The sequence below is a fragment of the Azospirillum tabaci genome (genome assembly GCF_014596085.1).
In the GTDB taxonomy this organism is placed as follows: Bacteria; Pseudomonadota; Alphaproteobacteria; order Azospirillales; family Azospirillaceae; genus Azospirillum; species Azospirillum tabaci.
The window spans coordinates 377,339-395,143 of sequence record NZ_JACCJY010000001.1 but is presented as its reverse complement, the minus strand read 5'-3'; the positions used below and the strand labels follow the sequence as shown (position 1 = coordinate 395,143).

Here is a 17,805-nt window from a genome sequence, read left to right as displayed (position 1 = left end):
CCTGCGAAGCGGGGGAGGGAGGGGACCCATGCACCGCATGGGGAGGGTGGGGGCGCCTCGTCGGGAACCCGATCAGTAGATCAACTCGTTCTCGCCGCTGCCTTCGGAGATGACGATTTCGCCGCGGGCCGCCAGATCCTTGGCGAGCTGGACCATGTACATCTGGGATTCGTCCACCTCGCGGACGCGGACCGGACCCATGGCGGCCATATCCTCGCGCAGGATCTTCGCCGCGCGCTCGGACATGTTGGAGAAGAACAGGTCCTTCAGCGTCTCCGACGCGCCCTTCAGGGCGGTGGCGAGCTTCTGCTTGTCGACGCTGCGCAGCAGGGCCTGGACGCCGGAGGGATCGAGCTTGGACAGGTCCTCGAAGGTGAACATCAGCGACTTGATGCGCTCGGCGCTGTCGCGGTTGCGCTCCTCCAGGGCCGCCATGAAGCGGTGCTCGGTCGTGCGGTCCAGGCCGTTGAAGATTTCCGCCAGCATCTCGTGGCTGTCGCGGCGGCTGGTGCGGGCGAGGTTGGTCATGAACTCGGTGCGCAGCGTGCGCTCCACGTCGTCCAGCACCTCCTTCTGCACGGCCTCCATGCGCAGCATGCGCATGATGACCTCCATCGCGAAGCTCTCCGGCAGCTGGGTCAGCACGCGGCCGGCGTGTTCCGGGCGGATCTTCGACAGCACCACCGCCACGGTCTGCGGGTACTCGTTCTTCAAATAGTTGGACAGGACCGATTCGTTGACGTTGGCCAGCTTGTCCCACATGGTCCGGCCGGCGGGACCGCGGATCTCCTCCATGATGGAGTCGACCTTGTCCTTGGGCAGCGTCTTCAACAGCAGGCGTTCGGTGGAGTCGAAGGAGCCGACCAGCGAGCCGGTGGCCGACATCTGCTCGGCGAATTCGACGAACAGGCGCTCGATCAGGTTGGCGGAGACGGTGCCCAGGTTCGCCATCACCTGCGACAGCTCCTTGATCTCCTCGTCGTCCATCATCGCGAACAACTTGGACGAATGCTCGTCGCCCAGCGCCAGCATCAGAATGGCCGCCTTCTCCGGACCGGTGAGGGTGCGATAATCCTCACGAACCTTCAGCGCCATGTATCCGCCTCCAAAAACCCGGCCGGCACCCGAGTCCACCGGTCCTACCCGAAGGTTTTAGTCCTTTCCGAATCGCCACGCCACCCCCGCGACGCCCGCGGGGGTGACAATTTTAACCATATGCCGGATGTTGGAGCGCTTTGTCACCCGAACCGCTTGGCGATGACGGCATAGGCCGCGCGCAGACCCAGCGCCTCGCCGCCTTCCGGGCGGCCGGGGCGGGCGCCGCTGTTCCAGGCGAAGGTGTCGAGATGCGCCCAGGGCGTGTCCTTCGACACGAACTCCTGAAGGAACAGCCCGGCGGTGATCGCCCCGGCCATGCCGTTGCTGGTCACGTTGTTGAGGTCGGCCACCTTGCTGTCCAGCCCCTTGCGGTAGGGCGCCCACAGCGGCAGGCGCCACAGCGGGTCGCTCTGCTCCTCTCCGGCCGCCAGCAGGTCGTTGGCGAGGGCGTCGTCGTTGGCGAACAGCGCCGGCAGGTCCGGCCCCAGCGCGACGCGGGCGGCCCCGGTCAGGGTGGCGAAGTCGATCAGCAGGGCGGGCTTCTCCGAATCCGCCTCGGCCAGCGCGTCGCACAGGATCAGCCGGCCCTCGGCGTCGGTGTTGCCGACCTCCACGGTCAGCCCCTTGCGCGTCTTCAGCACGTCCATCGGCTTGAAGGCGTTGCCGGAGATGACGTTCTCCACCGCCGGGATCAGAACGCGCAGCCGCACCGGCAGCCCCGCCATCATCACCATGCGGCCCAGCGCCAGCGCGTGCGCCGCGCCGCCCATGTCCTTCTTCATCAGCAGCATGCCCGACGATGGCTTGATGTCCAGCCCGCCGCTGTCGAAGCAGACGCCCTTGCCGACGATGGTCACCTTCGGGTGCGTCGGGTTGCCCCAGCGCAGGTCGATCAGCCGCGGCGCCCGTGGGCTGGCCCGGCCCACCGCGTGGATGGCCGGATAGTCGCGGTCGAGCAGCCCGTCACCGACGATGACGTCCAGCCCCGCCTCGAACTCCGACGCCAGCGCGGCGGCGGCGGCGGCCAGCTCCGCCGGGCCGAGGTCGTTGGCCGGCGTGTTGACGAGGTCGCGCAGCAGGGTGGTGGCGGTGGCGGTGCGCTGCACCTCGCCCTGGTCGGCGTGCTTCGGCCAGACGAGGTTGGCGAAGGCCTTCTCCGACGCCTTGTAGCGCCCGAAGCGGTAGCTGCCGAGCGCCCAGCCCAGCGCCAAGCGAGTGGCGGCGCGGCGGTCGAGCGCGGCGTCCACCGCCTCGTCCAGCTGGTAGTTCCCCGGCGGCAGGCCGGCGGGCAGCCCGGCGAGGCCCCACAGGTCGTCCAGCGCCGACACGCCGGCCAGCACGCGGGCGACCGCCCCGCCCTCCCCCTGAATGAAGGCGGTGGAGCCGGCCTCCGCCGTGAAGTTCACGGCCTTCACCCAGGCCGCGGTGGCGGGCGGCTGGCCTTCCAGCCACGTGGCGAGGCCGGCCTTGTTCAGCGGGGTGATGGTCACGGTGCCGGGGCCGGCCGTGGCGAGCAGGGTGGCGAGCAAGACGGGCGTCCTTCGTCAGGAAACGGAAACAGTATGGAAAGCATGGCGCGCCGGGGCGCCCCTGAAAAGGGGGATTGCGGGCCGGCTTGCCGGATCGGTGCGGGGCAGGCATGCTCCGCCCCCCTCCCTTCGCAACCGAGGCGCACCCATGGACGACCTGACCCTGGTCATCGGCAACAAGGCCTTCTCCTCCTGGTCCCTGCGGCCCTGGCTGGCGCTGAAGCGGACCGGCCAACCCTTCGAGGAGATCGTGATCCCGCTGCGCCAGCCCGACACCGCGGCCCGCATCGCGGAGCATTCGCCCTCCGGCCGCGTGCCCTGCCTGCGGCACGGCGACCGGGTGATCTGGGATTCGCTGGCGATCTGCGAGTATCTGGCGGAGTCCTTCCCCGAGGCCGCCCTCTGGCCGGCGGACGCGCATGCCCGTGCGGTGGCACGGTCGGTCTCGGCGGAAATGCATTCGGGCTTCGCCGGCCTGCGCACCCACATGTCCATGGACCTGAAGGCCTTCCGCCCCGGCGTGGGCCGCAACGCCGAAAGCGAGGCCGACATCGCCCGCGTCTTCGCCCTGTGGCGCGACGCGCGGTCCCGCTTCGGGGCGGGCGGCCCCTTCCTGTTCGGCGACTTCTCCATCGCCGACGCCATGTACGCGCCGGTGGTGACGCGCCTCCTCACCTACGGGGTGGAGATGGACGGGCTGTGCGGCGACTACGCGCGGGCGGTGATGGACCTGCCGGCCATGAAGGAGTGGGTGGAGGCCGCCAAGGCCGAGCCATGGGACATCTACGCCGACGAACGGACCATCTGACAGCCGAAAGGGGTCAGGGCGTCGCCCCTCCCGTCGGCTCGTTGGCGGCGTTGCCGATCAGCCCAACCTCGCGGTAGTAGCGCTCGGCGCCCGGATGCAGGGGCACCGAGACGTTGGCGACCGCCTTGGTGGCGTCGAAGCTGCGTCCCTTGGGGTGGCCTTCGATCAGCAGGCGGCGGGTGTTCTCGTGCCACAGCGCCTTGGTGACGCCGTGGATCAGGCCGGGGTCGCGGTCGGCGCGGACCAGCAGCTCCGCCCCCACCCCCAGCGTGTGAATCTCCGGGACGCCGGGGTAGGTGTCGGCGGGGATGGTCTGGTCCATGTAGAAGCGCTGGCGGATGCGCAGCCGGTCGGCCATCTCGCCGTCGAGCGGGATCAGACGGATCGGCTCACGGTTCGCCACGTCGGTGACCGCTGCCACCGGAAAACCGCCGACCATGAAGAAGGCGTCCAGCTCCTTCTTGGCCAGCCGGTCCGCCGCCGTGCCGGGCTTCAGGTAGGCCGAGGGCCGCAGTTCCGCCTCCTTCACGCCAAAGGCGTCGAGGATCGCCCGCGCCTCCACCAGCACGCCGGAGCCCTCCTCCCCCAGCGAGACGGCCTTGCCCTTCAGGTCGGCCACGCTGTGCAGGTCGCTGTCGGCGCGCACGACGAGCTGGATCGCCTCCGCGTAGAGCATGCCGATGGAGCGCAGCCCCTCGAAGGGCGCCTTGCCGTGGAAGATGCCGGAGCCAGTGTAGGCCCAATAGGCGATGTCGGCCTGGGACATCCCGGCCTCGACCGCGCCGGAGCGCAGCAGCTCGATGTTCTCCACCGAGCCGAGCGTGGCCTGCGCCACCGCGATCAGCCCCGGCACGCCGCAGCTTCCCCCGCGGTCGCAAGGGCGGGAGCCGGGCGGGTTGGAGATGGCGTTGGCGATCAGCCCGCCGATCGGGAAATAGGTGCCCGACGTGGTGCCCGTGCCGATCCGGAAATAGCGGATGTCCTGCGCCGCCGCGCCCCTTGGCAGCAGGCCGAGCAGAGCGGCCCCCGCGACACCGGCGAGGACCTGACGGCGGCATGGGCGGCGGCTGGGCGAAGGACCGGCGGGGCCTTCGGCGGAAAGGCGGGGGTTGGCTCCTGCGCGCGGCACCGGCGGGTCCACCTTTCCTGCTGGCCAGCCGTCCCGGCGGCGTGTGTTGGACACGCTCTTACAAGAATACCCGCAGCCGGGCTTTTTCAAGGCGTCGGGGGCTTAAAAGACGCCCGTCAGATCAAGAACCCCGGCGAGTGCTACCGCGCCGCCACACATTTGCACCACGCGGCCCGACGCCGCCTGCCCCAGCGCCACCGACAGGCCCAGCCCGGCGCAGATGACCAGCATCACGCCGGACGACAGCCCCGCCCAGAACAGCGGCCCGCCCATATGCACATAGCCGTGGAAGACCCCCGCCGCGGCGACCGTCAGCACACCCAGGGCCAGGGGAGCCTTCAGCCCGAAGGCGACCAGCCCGCCCATCAGGATCAGCGACGCCGACAGCCCTTCCGCGGCGTAGGGAAGACGGATGCCGATCTGCGCGGCCAGCCCGGCAGAGAGCACCGCGGTCAGCGCCGCCACCGGAAGCTGCCAGACGGAGGCGCCGCCGTTCTGCCCGCTCCACAGCCCGATGGCGAGGAATCCGAGCAGATGCTGCAGCACCCACACGGGTTCGGTCAGGCCGGTGCCGAACGGCCCGGTCACCGTCATCCGCGCCAGCGCGGGCGCGGTCCCGGCACCGATCAATATGAGCGCCAGAAGAACCGACCGGATCGCCACCATCCCCTACCCCTTTTCCCCAACGACTTCGCGCAGCACCGGGCCGGTATGGCCGCTGCGCGGGGTGGGGTCAAGTGACCAGAGCCGAGGGCTTTCAGAAGCTGGACATCAGTAACCCAGGGGGCCGGGGCCGTACTGGCGGAGGTCCTGCTGCTTGCGGAGCAGGTCGCGCTGCTGCAGCGGGTCGAGCCGGCCCATGGCGTCGTCGGTGCGCAGCCGGTCGACCTCCGGGCTCATCAGGTCGCGCTTGGCGCGGTCGGTCAGCCCCTGGGTGGACCCCGGCGCCGGCAGGGCGGGCGTGGCCGGCTGGTCGATGGGTGGCGGCGGCGGGGACGAACTGCCGCGGCGGCGCACCGGCGGCGGCTGGTTGGGCGTCTGCGAGGCGTCGGAGAGCTTTTGCGGCGGAGCGGGTGCAGGCTCTGGCCGCGGTGCGGGAGTCGGGCGGGCGTTCTCCTCCGCCTGGATCTGGCGCAGCGTCTTTAGGCCGCCGCTTTGCGCGGACACCGGCGGTGCCGCCTGGGCCCGTCCCGGCATCTCGTCGCGCACCTCCGTCGCGCACGCCCCCAGCGTGAGGACGGCGAACGCGACGGCGACGGGCAGGAACACGGCGGTGGGGCGGATCGGTGTCATACCAACCATGTCGTGTCCCGCGAAGGCGGGACAAGGCCCCCTGCCCATCTCCCTCTTCTTGGTGAGGCCGTAAGGAGACTCCCAACCGCCGGCTTTTGCCGCTAGAATGTTCTTGTTTTGTTCGAACCGAGACTGTTGGCATTCACATCGGCGAAGGGAGGGCTGGGCATGGCGGAACGGACGGCACGGCGCATCCTGTCCCTGTGGCTGCCGCGCCTGCCCACCGACGCCCACAGCCGCCGCCATCCGGAGCGGCCCGGGCACCCCCTGGCCGCCATCCTGGCCGAGCGCGGGCGGCTGGGCGTCGCCGCCGTCAACCGCGCGGCGGAGGAGGCCGGGGTGTGGCCCGGCATGAGTCTGGCCGACGCCCGCGCCATCGAACCCGCCCTGGCCGTCTTCGACGCCGATCCCGAGTCGGACGCCCGCCTGCTGGAGCGGATCGCCGGCTGGTGCACGCGCTACACCCCGTGGACCTCCCCGGACGGCCCGGACGGGGTGGCGCTCGACATCACCGGCTGCGCCCACCTGTTCGGCGGGGAGGCGGCCCTGACCGCCGACCTGTCCGCCCGGCTGACCGCGGCGGGCTTCGAGTCGCGGCTGGCGGTAGCGGACACGTCCGCGGCGGCCTGGGCGCTGGCGCGGTTCGGGAGGGAGGGACCCGCGAAGCGGGAGGGTAGGGGCAACCGGGCCGACACCCTCCTCTCCCCCCTCCCCGTCGCCGCGCTGCGTCTGCCCGCCGCCACCGTGGAGGGGCTGGCCGCGGTGGGCTTGCGGCGGATCGGGGATCTGCACGCCATTCCCCGCGCCACGCTGGCCGCCCGCTTCGGGCCGGAGCCGCTGCGGCGGCTCGACCAGGCCTACGGGCGGCTGGACGAGCCGCTGTCTCCCCGCCTGCCGGTGCCGCCGCACAGCGCCCGCCTCGCCCTGCCCGAGCCGCTCACCACCGCCGAGGCCATCGCCGAGGCGCTGCGCCGCCTGCTGGCCTCCCTCTGCGCCGGGCTGGAGAAAACCGGCGAGGGCGCCCGCCGCCTGCGGTTGGAACTGCACCGGGTGGACCGCCGGCTGGAGGACGCGCCCCAGACGCTCGCCATCGGCACCGGCCGCCCGGTGCGCCGCCCGGACGCGCTGATGCGGCTGTTCGTCCAGAAGCTCGACCGGGTGGAGCCCGGCCCCGGCCTGGAGCTGATGGTGCTGTCGGCCACCGAGGCCGGCCCGCTCGCCGCCGCGCAGGCCGCGCTGGATGGCACAACGGATGGGGGCATGGACGGGCAGCCGGAGCTGGGCGAGCTGATGGACCGGCTGGGCAACCGGCTGGGGGAGCGGGCGGTGCTGCGCCTGGTCCCACGGCAAAGCTGGCTGCCGGAGCGCAGCGTGGCCCCCGCCCCCGCCTTCACGGATGCCCCCGGCGGTGCGCTGTGGCCCGCCGACCGCCCGCGCCCGGTGCGGCTGCTCACCCCGCCGGAGCCCATCGAAGCCATGGCCCTGGTTCCCGACGACCCGCCGGCGATGTTCCGCTGGCGTGGCGTCCAGCACCGCATCCGACGAGCCGACGGGCCGGAGCGGATCGAGGCCGAATGGTGGCGGCGCAGCGGCGAGCCCCGCGATTATTACCGCGTCGAGGACGAGGCCGGCCGCCGCTTCTGGGTCTTCCGCCAGGGGCTGTACCGGCCCGGCGTGGCGGCGTTGTGGTTCCTGCACGGCTTCTTCGGGTGAGGGGGCCGCCATGACCCCCTACGCCGAACTCCAGGTCTCCACCAGCTTCACCTTCCTGGAGGGCGCGTCCCACCCGGACGAACTAGCGCTGACCGCCGCCGGCCTCGGCCACGCCGCCGTGGCGGTGACCGACCGCAACTCGCTGGCCGGGGTGGTGCAGGCGCACGCCGCCGCACGCAAGCACGGCCTCCGCCTGATCGTCGGCTGCCGGCTGGACCTGACCGACGCGGACAGCCTGCTCGCCTACCCCACCGATCGGGCGGCCTACGCGCGGCTGTCGCGGCTGCTGACGCTGGGCAAGCGGCGGGCGCCCAAGGGGGCCTGCTTCATCGGTCGCGCGGATGTGCTGGACCATGCGGAGGGAATGCTGTTCCTGCTGGTGCCGCCGGACGACCGCGACCCCGCCTTCATCCACGCGCTGCGCGGCTGGCGCAACGATCTGGGGAACCGCCTGCACCTCGCCGCCAGCCACCGCTACCGCGGCGACGACCAGCGGCGGCTGTCCTGGCTGGCCGGGCTGGCCGAGGCGGAGCGGGTGCCGCTGGTGGCGACCAACGACGTGCTCTACCACACGCCCGCCCGCCGCCCGCTGGCCGACGTGATGACCTGCATCCGCAGCGGCACCACCATCGACGAGGCGGGCTGGCGCCTGTCCGCCAACGCCGAGCGGCACCTGAAGGCCGGGGTGGAGATGGCCCGCCTGTTCCACCGCCACCCCGAGGCGGTTGCCCGCACGGTGGAGGTCGCCGCCGCCTGCCGCTTCTCGCTGGAGGAGCTGCGCTACGAATACCCGGACGAGGTGGCCGAGGACGGGCGCAGCCCGCAGGAGACGCTGACCGACCTGACCTGGGCCGGCGCCGCCCGCCGCTACCCGGACGGCGTTCCCGAGACGGTGGCGAAGGCCCTGAACCACGAGCTGGCGCTGATCGGGCAGTTGGGCTACGCGCCCTATTTCCTGACGGTGCACGACATCGTGCGCTACGCCCGCTCGCAGGAAATCCTGTGCCAGGGCCGCGGCTCGGCGGCCAATTCGGTCGTCTGCTATTGCCTGGGCATCACCGCGGTCGACCCGGTGCATTTCGACCTGCTGTTCGAGCGCTTCATCTCCGCCGCCCGCAACGAGCCGCCGGACATCGACGTGGATTTCGAGCATGAGCGGCGCGAGGAGGTCATCCAGTACATCTATCGGAAATACGGGCGCGAGCGGGCCGGGCTGACCGCCACCGTCATCCGCTACCGCGCGCGGGGCGCCATCCGCGAGGTCGGCAAGGCCATGGGGCTGTCCGCCGATCTGGTGGCGCGGCTGTCCGGCTCCGTCTGGGGGTGGAGCCGCCACGGCGTGGACGAGGAGCGCGCCCGGCAGTACGGCTTCGACCCCGACGACCCGCGGCTGCGCCAGACCCTGGAGTTGGCGCAGGAGCTGATCGGCTTCCCCCGCCACCTGTCGCAGCATGTCGGCGGCTTCGTCATCACCCGCGGCCCCTTGAGCGACCTCTGCCCCGTCGCCAACGCCGCCATGGAGGGCCGCACGACCATCGAGTGGGACAAGGACGACATCGACGCGCTGGGCATCCTGAAGGTGGACGTTCTGGCGCTGGGGATGCTGACCTGCCTGCGCCGCGGCTTCGACCTGCTGAAGCGGCACTATGACAGCGACCTGACGCTGGCGACGGTGCCGCAAGAGGACCGCGCGACCTACGACATGCTGTGCCGGGCCGACAGCCTGGGCGTCTTCCAGGTGGAAAGCCGGGCGCAGATGTCCATGCTGCCTCGCCTGCGGCCCAAGACCTTCTACGATCTGGTGATCGAGGTCGCCATCGTGCGTCCCGGCCCGATCCAGGGCGACATGGTCCACCCTTACCTGCGCCGCCGCACCGGCGAGGAACCGGTCAACTACCCGTCTCCCGAGCTGGAGAAGGTTTTGAGGAAGACGCTTGGCGTGCCGCTGTTCCAGGAGCAGGCGATGAAGATCGCCATTGTCGGCGCCGGCTTCAGCCCGGAGGACGCCGACCGGCTGCGCCGCGCCATGGCGACCTTCCGCAAGACCGGGCTGGTCCACACCTTCCGCGACCGCTTCATCAAGGGGATGGTCGCCCGCAACTACGACCACGCCTTCGCCGAGCGCTGCTTCCAGCAGATCGAGGGGTTCGGCGAGTACGGCTTCCCCGAGAGCCACGCGGCGAGCTTCGCCCTGCTGGCCTATGTGTCGGCCTGGATGAAGTGCCATCATCCGGACGTCTTCGCCGCGGCCTTGCTGAACAGCCAGCCCATGGGCTTCTACGCCCCCGCCCAGATCGTCCGCGACGCCCGCGAGCACGGGGTGACCGTGCTTCCCCCGGACGTGAACGCCTCCGACTGGGACTGCACGCTGGAACCCCTGTTGCCCTCTCCCGCCCCGGGAGAGGGAGGGACCCGCCAAAGGCGGGAGGGTGAGGGTAACGCCGAGAATCAGCGCGCCAATCCTTGGATGCACCCTCACCCGGCCGCTGCGCGGCCACCCTCTCCCGGGGCGGGAGAGGGAATAAGGCATGCCCTGCGCCTCGGCCTGCGGCTGGTCCGGGGGATGGACGAGGAGGACGCCCGGCGGCTGGTGCTGTGCCGCGGGGCGGGCTACCGCGATCCCTACGACCTGTGGCGCCGCGCCCGCATGCCGGTGGCCGGGCTGGAGCGGCTGGCCAGAGCCGACGCCTTCCGCTCCGTCGGGCTGGACCGGCGGGCCGCGCTGTGGGCGGTGAAGGCGCTGGGGGCGCAGCCGCTGCCGCTGTTTGCCGGCCTCGCCGACTCCGCCCGGGAGGAGCCACAAGCGCTCCTGCCCGCCATGGCGCTGGGCGAGCATGTGGTGATGGACTACGGCAGCCTGTGCCTGTCGTTGAAGGCGCATCCCATGGCGCTGCTGCGCGACGGCTTCGCCGGGGTGGCCCCGACCGAGCGATTGGGAAGGGTGCGGGCCGGGACGCGGCTGACCGTGGCGGGGCTGGCGCTGGTCAGGCAGCGGCCGGGCAGCGCCGAGGGCGTGGTCTTCATCACGCTGGAGGATGAGACCGGCATCGCCAACCTCGTCATCATGCCGGACGTGTTCGAGACATTCCGCAAGACGATCCTCGGCGCCCGCCTGATCGCCGCCACCGGCCGGGTGGAGCGCACCGGCAAGCCCAACGAGGAGGGCGGCGAGGTCATCCACCTGCGCGTCGAACGGTTGACCGACCTGACGCACCGGCTGCGCGACCTGACCGACCCCGACGCGCTGCCCAGCCGCTCCGCCGCCGCTGTCTTCCCGGAAGGCCGGAATTTCCGCTGAGCAGGGGGTCGAAAGGAACGGTCAGTCGATCAGGTCCGCGACCTCGCGCACCCGGCCGTTGTCGATCATGAACTGGACCAGATCGGGACGCTCCCGGCCGTAGCTCCGGTGACGGGCGCGGACGGCATCGACCAGTTCACCCCGGCGCTCCAGGATCTCGTCGGCGAACTCGATCATGCGGAGGTTGGGCCACGCCTTGTGGCGGATGTTGACCACGGCGGCCATCGCCTCGGCGGCGGGCCGGTCGGGGCTGGCCTGGGCCAGGATCATGGTCAGGGCGGCGGTCGAGCGCGAAATGCCGGCGTGGCAATGGACCAGCAGCCCACCCACCCCGGTCGGCTCGGTCATCAGGTCGCGCCCGAAGGCCAGGATGCGCTCGACGTCGGCGCGCTGCGGCAGGGACTGGCCCATGTAGGGGTCGATGATGTCGTGGAAGCGCAGTTCCAGCCGCTTGTGCTCGCCGTAGGAACCGAAGGCGGTCGGCTCCGGGTGGCCGGGATCGAGGATCGACAGGACGTGGGTCACGCCGGCCTCGCAGAAGCCGTTCAGCTCCTCGATGCCGCAGACGGTCAGTCCGAAGGGAACGAAATCGCGGGCCATGGTCCTCGTCTCTTGCCGTGCGCGCGGAGGGCGGCGCGGTTCGCATGTGGCGCCGCCGGTCCGTGCCGTCAAGCTGATCAGAGGCCCAATCAGAGGACGTTGAACAGATACAGCAGAAGAATGATCGGAATGGGAATCCCGACAAGCCACAGCAAAACGCCCTTCATGGATCGCTCCCTTGGTTGAGGCCGGAACGGCCGATGCAATCCCCAACAGCACAACAGCGCGTTGGTTGCCGCGGCCGACCCGGTCGAGGGGGGCTTACCCGGAAAGGGCGATCCCGGAAGAAACGCGGATTATTCCGCCCCGTCCTGATCCGGAGCGGGCTCCGCGGCCGGTTCCGCGCGGGGCGGCGCCACGGGGCGCGGGCGCGGGGCGCGCAGCTTCTTCAGCAGCAGCGCGAAGGGCTTCAGCGCGCGGTCGAGGATCGCCGGCTCGGCCTCCAGCCGCGACAGCAGGAAGGCGGCGGCCTCCAGGGTCGACACGCTGTCGCGCCGAGGCTCCTTGCGGGCCTGCCCGTAGAGGGAGCGGAACTGCGGGTTCAGCACGATGCGGCGGCATTTCAGGAGCCACGGGTTGCGCCACCACAGCGTCTTGGCCTGGCTCCAGGTGCCGTCCAGGACGATGACGCCCTCCAGGTCGCCCAGCACCAGCTCGCTGTCCTTCTGCGGGACGCCGCCCTTGTCCACCACGGACACCTCCGGCAGGGGGCCGGCACCCTGCTTGACCGGACCGAGATAGAGCACGCCCCAGCGCTTGTAATCGACCTCGCGCCCCAGGATGCGCTTCAGGTTCGACCAGCTCAGCCCCACCTTCAGCGCGGAGTTCTTGAACTGGAGATGGGCGATCTGCGCGGTGCCCAGAGTCTCGCGCTTTTCCTGCGGGTGCTGGAGGATGAGCAGGAAGACGGCGTTGTCGATCGGCTCCACCGCCTCGCAAACGCACAAATGCATAGGTTTTAGGCAGGCGGGGCAGGGTTCGGCGTGCATGGTCGGTCTCGAAGAAGGAACATCGGCGGAAAAAAACGGGAGGCGGGGACTATGGGCCTGCCGCCCGAAAAAAGAAACGGGGCCGGAAAAAGAAACCGGGCGCATTAAAGTTTGCATAACGCGTGATCTGCATCACTTAGAGGCCTGGACCTTGCATGATAGCGTCCAGACACACAGGACGGGTTGGGCCGAGGGCGGCCGACAGGACCGCTCCCCAGGCTCTCCCGACGCTCAGAAGGAGGCTTGCCATGCTGCCCGCTCATTTGGCCGCCCGCTTGCTGGAGCAACGCCGGGCCCAGGAATCGGCGGAATTCGCCCGGCAACTGCCGCTCTACGCGGACGACGCGCCCTTTCCGCCCGACGCCGATCCGGATGGCGAAACCGGGCATCCTCTGCCCGACTGGGCCACCAACTACTGACCGGAAAACGACGGGCGGCTGTCGTGTAAGCGACATCACCGCCCGTACGTCCGTCCGCATCACGCCACCTCGGCCCAGGACGCTCCGTTTCCGCCCGTCGGAGCCGGACGCCGAACCGGGGTGGATGTGGATGCAGGCGTGGGAACGGCCCGCTCCGGTGCTTGCGCCGGGACCAGGGCACCGTCACGCCATTCCAGAAGCCACGCCCCCGGGCGACCGCCCCGGCAGCGCTCCAGTTCGGCGCGCCAGTGTGGATCGCCCACGCCCGGCTCCTCCGTCCGGCTGGGAGCCGGCGCGATCCGCCAGCGGGTGACCGCCGCGCTCGCCGCCGAGCGGCGGGCGGTGCTCTGCAGCAGGAATCCCGTCACACCCGACGACTCGGCGGCCAGTTGCAGCCGTCGGCTCGCCGTCAGGTCCAGCCCCCCGACCTCCCCCAGCACGGCGGACAGCCGCTTGCAGCGCAGCGCCTCCTCCATCGCCCACAGGGCGTCGGTGTCGCGGGTCGCGCGCACGGCGATCAGCCGGTCCGGGGTCAGCCCATAGGCGGCCAGCCCGGCGGCGTGCAGGTCGCGCCCGCGCACGACCCACAGCGCGGGCGCCGCCTCTCTGGCGAGGCGGGCCAGCAGATGCGCGGCGAAGGCCGTGCCGGCCCCCGGCTCTTCCCCCGCCACCTCGTGCAGGCAGCCGAGCGGCAGTCCCCCCGCCGGAAAGGCCCCGTCAAGGTCCGGCAGGCCGAAGGGCAGCACCCGCGTTCCCTCCCCGCCCAGCCCTTCCAGGCCCCGGATGCGGGCGCGCAGATCGGCCAGAACGGTCGCCCGGTCCGGCGGGGGCGCTTCAAAACTCTGGAGGTTGGGCATGGGAAGTTCGGGCATGACTCACTTCCGCTGGTCAGGTATTTGTTCCTGACATGTTCTATCATGCCCAAACCGTCCAGGGGAGTCGGGAAATGCATCCCAAAATGAAAGGGGGTGCCCTTTCGGACACCCCCTCGCAAGACCGGTTGAGGAGTGGAGAGTGGATCAGCCGGCCTGTTGGATCGCCGACAGGACCCAACGCCCGCCGCGCGGACGGGTGAAGGTCCAGATTTCCGTGGCTTCGACCGGACGGTTGGGGTCGCCCTCGACCACGCGGTTGCTCGCGCGGTCCACCGTCACGTCGGTCAGCGAGAAGCGCATCGCCACGGTGGCGTATTCCACGTTGCCCTCGCGCCACGCCTCGGCCAGGTCGCCCTGGAGCAGGCGGACGTCGGACAAACGGTTGACCACGCCGCGGTTGTGGTTGGCCGCCAGTTCCTCGGTGAAGTAGGAGGCCATCTCCGGCGTCACGGCGCTGCGCAGGGCCATCAGGTCCTCGTTGCCGTAGGCGGTCTGGACCGTGACCAGCGTCTGCTCGAACGCCTGGTAGTCGGCCGGGCCGATGCCCACGTCGTCACGGCGCACGCCCGGACGGCCGGACGAGGCCGGACCAGCGGCAGCACCACCGCGAGCGCCACCGCCCAGCGGGTTGTAGCGCACGTCCGCCGCGTCGCGGTTCATCGCTCCGGGGTTCTGGGCACCGGAGTTCATGGCGCCCGGATTCGGGCCGGCATAGGCGGTGTTGGAGGCGCCCATGCCCGCCGGCCGCGCCGCGCCCGCCGAGCGGTTGCGGAAGAAGCGCATGGCCAGCCGGACCAGGAAAACAACCAGCAGGATCTGGAGGATGAAGCCCAGGATGCCCGCGAAGCTGCCCAGCCCGTCGAAGAAGCCGCCGCCGAACAGCAGCCCGCCGATGCCGGCGCCGATCAGGCCGCCCATCAGGGCCGGCATGAAGCCGCCGCGCGAGAAGAAGCCGCCGCGCTGCGCCGCCGCCGGGGACGCCATGCCCGGCTGCTGCATGCCCGGCTGCTGCGCGCCCGGAGTCTGGGTCGGGGCGGCCGAGCGCTCCATCGGGGCGGCGCGCGGAGCAGTGTTGGTTTGGGCCGGCGCCTCGTAGGTGCGCGAGCCGCGGCTGCCCACGGAGCTGCTCTTGCCCGCGCGGGCGTCGGCGGTGCCGGCGGTCAGCGCCACGGCCAGCGCCAGAGCGACGGCGCCGAAGGCGCGGGCCGGAGTGCGGGTAACGGTGCGGGGGGATCGCGTGTTCTGGGTCATGGCCGTGTTCGGAAAAGCCCTCGGTTCGGGGGACGCTCAATCATGTAGCGTCCTCCTATATGGTATGGCAGCCCTGCTGTTTTAGAGGGGCGGCAACCAAACCGGCCAAAAAATACGCAGACCGCGCGTGGCGCCCGATCAGGCGGAGGCGCGCTCCCACACTGTTTCCACCCTATGGAAAGACCCCGCACCGGTCGGAACGACCCGCGGCGGCACGGCGGCCGTCCGTTCCGCCGCCTGAAGCGACGTCCAGACGCGGCGGCGGACCTCAATCTGGCGGCGGCAGTCGCGCGAGCAATAGAGCGGCGCCGGCCCGCGCGGCGAACTGCGGCGGAACGGCTGTCCGCAGCAGGCGCAATAAAGCGTGGTCATGATGATCCTCCCTGTTTTTTCCGACCTGTTTTTCCGATGACTGGTGCCCCGCCCATCACCCTGTGGAGCGGGTGCCCGTTCGGTTCTTTTCGGTCTAAAGTCTCGACCTGCGCGCACCATTGTTGTGCCTAAGGACGCCCCAGACCAGAGAGGCCTTCGGCATATGGCCGCCCGACAACCCGGCGATTCTGGGAAAATCGCCGGAACAACAATCGCTTGGCTTCCGACAGATCCGGATCGCGCGTCCATTCGCCGCATCCGGGCGTCATCCCCCCTCTCCGTTTGGACGATGACCCTGCGTCCGCCCGATCATCCGTATGACGACGCCCCCGCCCGGACCGTGAGCGCGTCCGTGGTGCCGGGCACCCGATGGAGATAGGCCGGGAACCGCCGGGCACAGCCGCGGGTTGCTCACCCGTCACGCCCGACCGGCTCCGCCCACGGCTTCATCCGCCGGCGGCTCCCCACGGCGGCTCTCCTGCTCCGGTGAAGCCCCATGAGCGACATCCGCACGCGCCCCGCGCCCGCCACCAGCCTCTCGGGCGTCGCCACGGCGGCGCCGGTCATCCACATCGATCTGGAACGGCTGGAGCGGCTGCGCCGGCTGAGCCGGCTGATGGACACGCGCTGGCGCGTTCCCGGCACGCGCATCCCCTTCGGGCTGGACGGCATCGCCGCGCTGGTCCCGGTCGCCGGCAGCACGGCGACCACCGTGGTGGCCGCCTACATCGTCATGGAGGCCGCCCGCTTCGACCTTCCGAAAAGCCTGATCGCCCGGATGATCGCCAACATGGCCGTGGATTGGGCCGGTGGCTCGGTCCCGGTGATCGGCACCCTCTTCGACATCGGCTTCAAGGCGAACCGCCGCAACCTGAACCTGCTGCTCGAGCATCTGGAGAACCGGCTGGCCGCCCCCACGTAACCGGCAAGCCTGACGGACGGGCGCTCGAACGCTTGACTTGTGTCAAAGCGGCGGGAGGCGGTCTGCACGATCCTCCCCGCCATGAACGCGATCTCCCCCGTGGCCTGCGCCACCGCCGCCCCGACCGCCCCGCTGAACGCCGCCCTGCTCGCCAAGTACGACGGGCTGCGGGTGCCCCGCTACACCAGCTACCCGACGGCGCCACACTTCACGGCCGCCGTGGGGGCGGAGCGATACGCGGGCTGGCTGGCGGAGCTGGACACGGCGGCCCACACGGGGTCGCTGTACCTGCACGTGCCCTTCTGCGCGAAGATGTGCTGGTACTGCGGCTGCCACACCAAGATCGTCGCCCGCTATGCACCCATCGCCGAGTATCTCGGCCATCTGCGGCGCGAGATCGGCATGGTCGCCGACCGCATTTCCGGACGGCTGCGGGTGCGGCACATCCATTTCGGCGGCGGCACCCCGACCATGATGGCGCCGGACGACTTCGAATCGCTGATCGCCCTGCTGCGCGAGCGCTACGACGTGACGGCGGACGCGGAGATCGCGGTGGAGATCGACCCGCGCACCCTGACCCGCGACATGGCGGAGGCGCTGGGCCGCGCCGGGGTCAACCGCGCCTCGCTCGGCGTGCAGGACTTCGACGCCGGGGTGCAGGCCGCCATCAACCGCATCCAGCCGCGGGAGCAGACCGAGCAGGCGCTGGAATGGCTGCGCGCCAACGGCATCCGCCACATCAACCTGGACCTGATGTACGGCCTGCCCGGCCAGTCGGTGGAGAGCGTCGCGCGGTCCGCGGAAATCGCCCTGACCATGGCGCCGGACCGGCTGTCGGTCTTCGGCTACGCCCATGTGCCGTGGATGAAGACGCACCAGAAAAAGATCGACGAATCGGCGCTCGCCGGCACGCTCGGCCGGTGGGAGCAGTTCGCGGCCATCGCCGGGGTGCTCACCGACGCCGGCTTCCAGCCCATCGGCCTCGACCATTTCGCCCGGCCCGACGACGAACTGGCCGTGCAGCAGAGCGAGGGGCGGCTCAGCCGCAATTTCCAGGGCTACACGACCGACGACGCGGAGGTGCTTCTGGGCTTCGGCGCCTCCTCCATCGGGGCGCTGCCGCAGGGCTATGTGCAGAACGCCGTTCCCTTCGACCAGTACGCCCAGGCCGTCGAGGCCGGACGGTTCCCGACCGGCAAGGGGCTGACGCTGACCGCCGACGACCGGCTGCGCCGCGACCTGATCGTGCGGCTGATGTGCGACCTGTCGGTGGACGTCGGCGCGGTGGCCGAGGCCCATGGGCTGGCCGCCGGGACCTTCGACGCCGACCTGGAGGCCATGGCCGATCTGGTGGCCGACGGGGTCGCCGTGGTGGAGGGCCGCCGCGTCCATGTGCCGGAGCCCGCCCGTCCGCTGATGCGCATCGTCGCCGCGCGCTTCGACACCTACCTGTCCACCGGCGCCGGGAAGCACAGCCGCGCGGTGTGAGGGGCCGCACCCTGGGATCGG

Annotated in this window: 16 protein-coding genes; 6 read left to right on the top strand and 10 right to left on the bottom strand. The window is 70.9% G+C overall.

Going from position 1 to position 17,805, the window contains the following annotated elements:
- Positions 1-72 precede the first annotated feature (72 nt).
- Together fliG and H0B54_RS01895 are read right to left on the bottom strand one after the other, a co-directional pair.
- Positions 73-1,095, bottom strand: a complete 1,023-nt coding sequence (gene fliG / locus H0B54_RS01900) for a flagellar motor switch protein FliG (RefSeq protein WP_035670918.1) — start codon at positions 1,093-1,095, stop codon at positions 73-75.
- A gap of 143 nt (positions 1,096-1,238) precedes the next feature.
- Complete coding sequence (locus H0B54_RS01895; protein ID WP_188259011.1) at positions 1,239-2,627, bottom strand: leucyl aminopeptidase family protein; 1,389 nt, start codon at positions 2,625-2,627, stop codon at positions 1,239-1,241.
- Between the two features lie 148 nt (positions 2,628-2,775).
- Here H0B54_RS01895 and H0B54_RS01890 point away from each other — a divergent pair, with 148 nt between their 5' ends.
- On the top strand, positions 2,776-3,435 hold the full coding sequence (locus tag H0B54_RS01890; protein WP_188259010.1) for a glutathione S-transferase family protein: 660 nt from the start codon (positions 2,776-2,778) through the stop codon (positions 3,433-3,435).
- A gap of 13 nt (positions 3,436-3,448) precedes the next feature.
- On the opposite strand, the gene H0B54_RS01885 is transcribed toward H0B54_RS01890, so the two are convergent.
- From H0B54_RS01885 to H0B54_RS01875, 3 genes are all read right to left on the bottom strand, one after another.
- Complete coding sequence (locus tag H0B54_RS01885) at positions 3,449-4,564, bottom strand: TAXI family TRAP transporter solute-binding subunit (protein ID WP_188259009.1); 1,116 nt, start codon at positions 4,562-4,564, stop codon at positions 3,449-3,451.
- Between the two features lie 102 nt (positions 4,565-4,666).
- Positions 4,667-5,230 (bottom strand): HupE/UreJ family protein, encoded by a 564-nt coding sequence (locus tag H0B54_RS01880; RefSeq protein WP_094301816.1) that lies wholly within the window; start codon positions 5,228-5,230, stop codon positions 4,667-4,669.
- Between the two features lie 105 nt (positions 5,231-5,335).
- Positions 5,336-5,866 (bottom strand): hypothetical protein, encoded by a 531-nt coding sequence (locus tag H0B54_RS01875; protein WP_246472213.1) that lies wholly within the window; start codon positions 5,864-5,866, stop codon positions 5,336-5,338.
- A gap of 159 nt (positions 5,867-6,025) precedes the next feature.
- Here H0B54_RS01875 and H0B54_RS01870 point away from each other — a divergent pair, with 159 nt between their 5' ends.
- Both H0B54_RS01870 and H0B54_RS01865 read left to right on the top strand, forming a co-directional pair.
- Complete coding sequence (locus tag H0B54_RS01870; protein ID WP_188259008.1) at positions 6,026-7,570, top strand: Y-family DNA polymerase; 1,545 nt, start codon at positions 6,026-6,028, stop codon at positions 7,568-7,570.
- A 10-nt stretch (positions 7,571-7,580) separates the two neighbouring features.
- Entirely contained in the window at positions 7,581-10,868 is a 3,288-nt protein-coding gene (locus tag H0B54_RS01865; RefSeq protein WP_188259007.1) for an error-prone DNA polymerase, read from the top strand.
- A 21-nt stretch (positions 10,869-10,889) separates the two neighbouring features.
- Here H0B54_RS01865 and H0B54_RS01860 read toward each other — a convergent pair whose 3' ends face one another.
- Both H0B54_RS01860 and H0B54_RS01855 read right to left on the bottom strand, forming a co-directional pair.
- Positions 10,890-11,468: a tyrosine phosphatase family protein gene (locus H0B54_RS01860; protein ID WP_188259006.1), complete on the bottom strand. Its 579-nt coding sequence runs from the start codon at positions 11,466-11,468 to the stop codon at positions 10,890-10,892.
- Between the two features lie 296 nt (positions 11,469-11,764).
- Positions 11,765-12,457 carry a tRNA-uridine aminocarboxypropyltransferase gene (locus H0B54_RS01855; protein ID WP_188259005.1) on the bottom strand — a complete coding sequence of 231 codons (693 nt, stop codon included), beginning with the start codon at positions 12,455-12,457 and terminating at the stop codon, positions 11,765-11,767.
- 248 nt (positions 12,458-12,705) lie between these two features.
- On the opposite strand from H0B54_RS01855, the gene H0B54_RS01850 reads away from it, so the two are divergent.
- The gene (locus H0B54_RS01850; RefSeq protein ID WP_188259004.1) at positions 12,706-12,876 is read left to right on the top strand and encodes a hypothetical protein; all 171 of its coding nucleotides are present in this window, start codon (positions 12,706-12,708) and stop codon (positions 12,874-12,876) included.
- Between the two features lie 59 nt (positions 12,877-12,935).
- Here H0B54_RS01850 and H0B54_RS01845 read toward each other — a convergent pair whose 3' ends face one another.
- From H0B54_RS01845 to H0B54_RS01835, 3 genes are all read right to left on the bottom strand, one after another.
- A complete protein-coding gene (locus tag H0B54_RS01845; protein WP_188259003.1) occupies positions 12,936-13,748 on the bottom strand; it encodes an ImuA family protein in 813 nt (270 codons plus the stop codon).
- Between the two features lie 147 nt (positions 13,749-13,895).
- Positions 13,896-15,002 (bottom strand): TIM44-like domain-containing protein, encoded by a 1,107-nt coding sequence (locus H0B54_RS01840; RefSeq protein WP_188259002.1) that lies wholly within the window; start codon positions 15,000-15,002, stop codon positions 13,896-13,898.
- Between the two features lie 138 nt (positions 15,003-15,140).
- Complete coding sequence (locus tag H0B54_RS01835; RefSeq protein ID WP_188259001.1) at positions 15,141-15,374, bottom strand: hypothetical protein; 234 nt, start codon at positions 15,372-15,374, stop codon at positions 15,141-15,143.
- A gap of 496 nt (positions 15,375-15,870) precedes the next feature.
- Here H0B54_RS01835 and H0B54_RS01830 point away from each other — a divergent pair, with 496 nt between their 5' ends.
- Positions 15,871-16,296, top strand: coding sequence for a DUF4112 domain-containing protein (locus H0B54_RS01830; protein ID WP_188259000.1), 426 nt, complete (start codon positions 15,871-15,873; stop codon positions 16,294-16,296).
- An 81-nt stretch (positions 16,297-16,377) separates the two neighbouring features.
- Positions 16,378-17,784: an oxygen-independent coproporphyrinogen III oxidase gene (gene hemN, locus H0B54_RS01825; RefSeq protein WP_211109110.1), complete on the top strand. Its 1,407-nt coding sequence runs from the start codon at positions 16,378-16,380 to the stop codon at positions 17,782-17,784.
- The last annotated feature ends 21 nt before the right edge of the window (positions 17,785-17,805 follow it).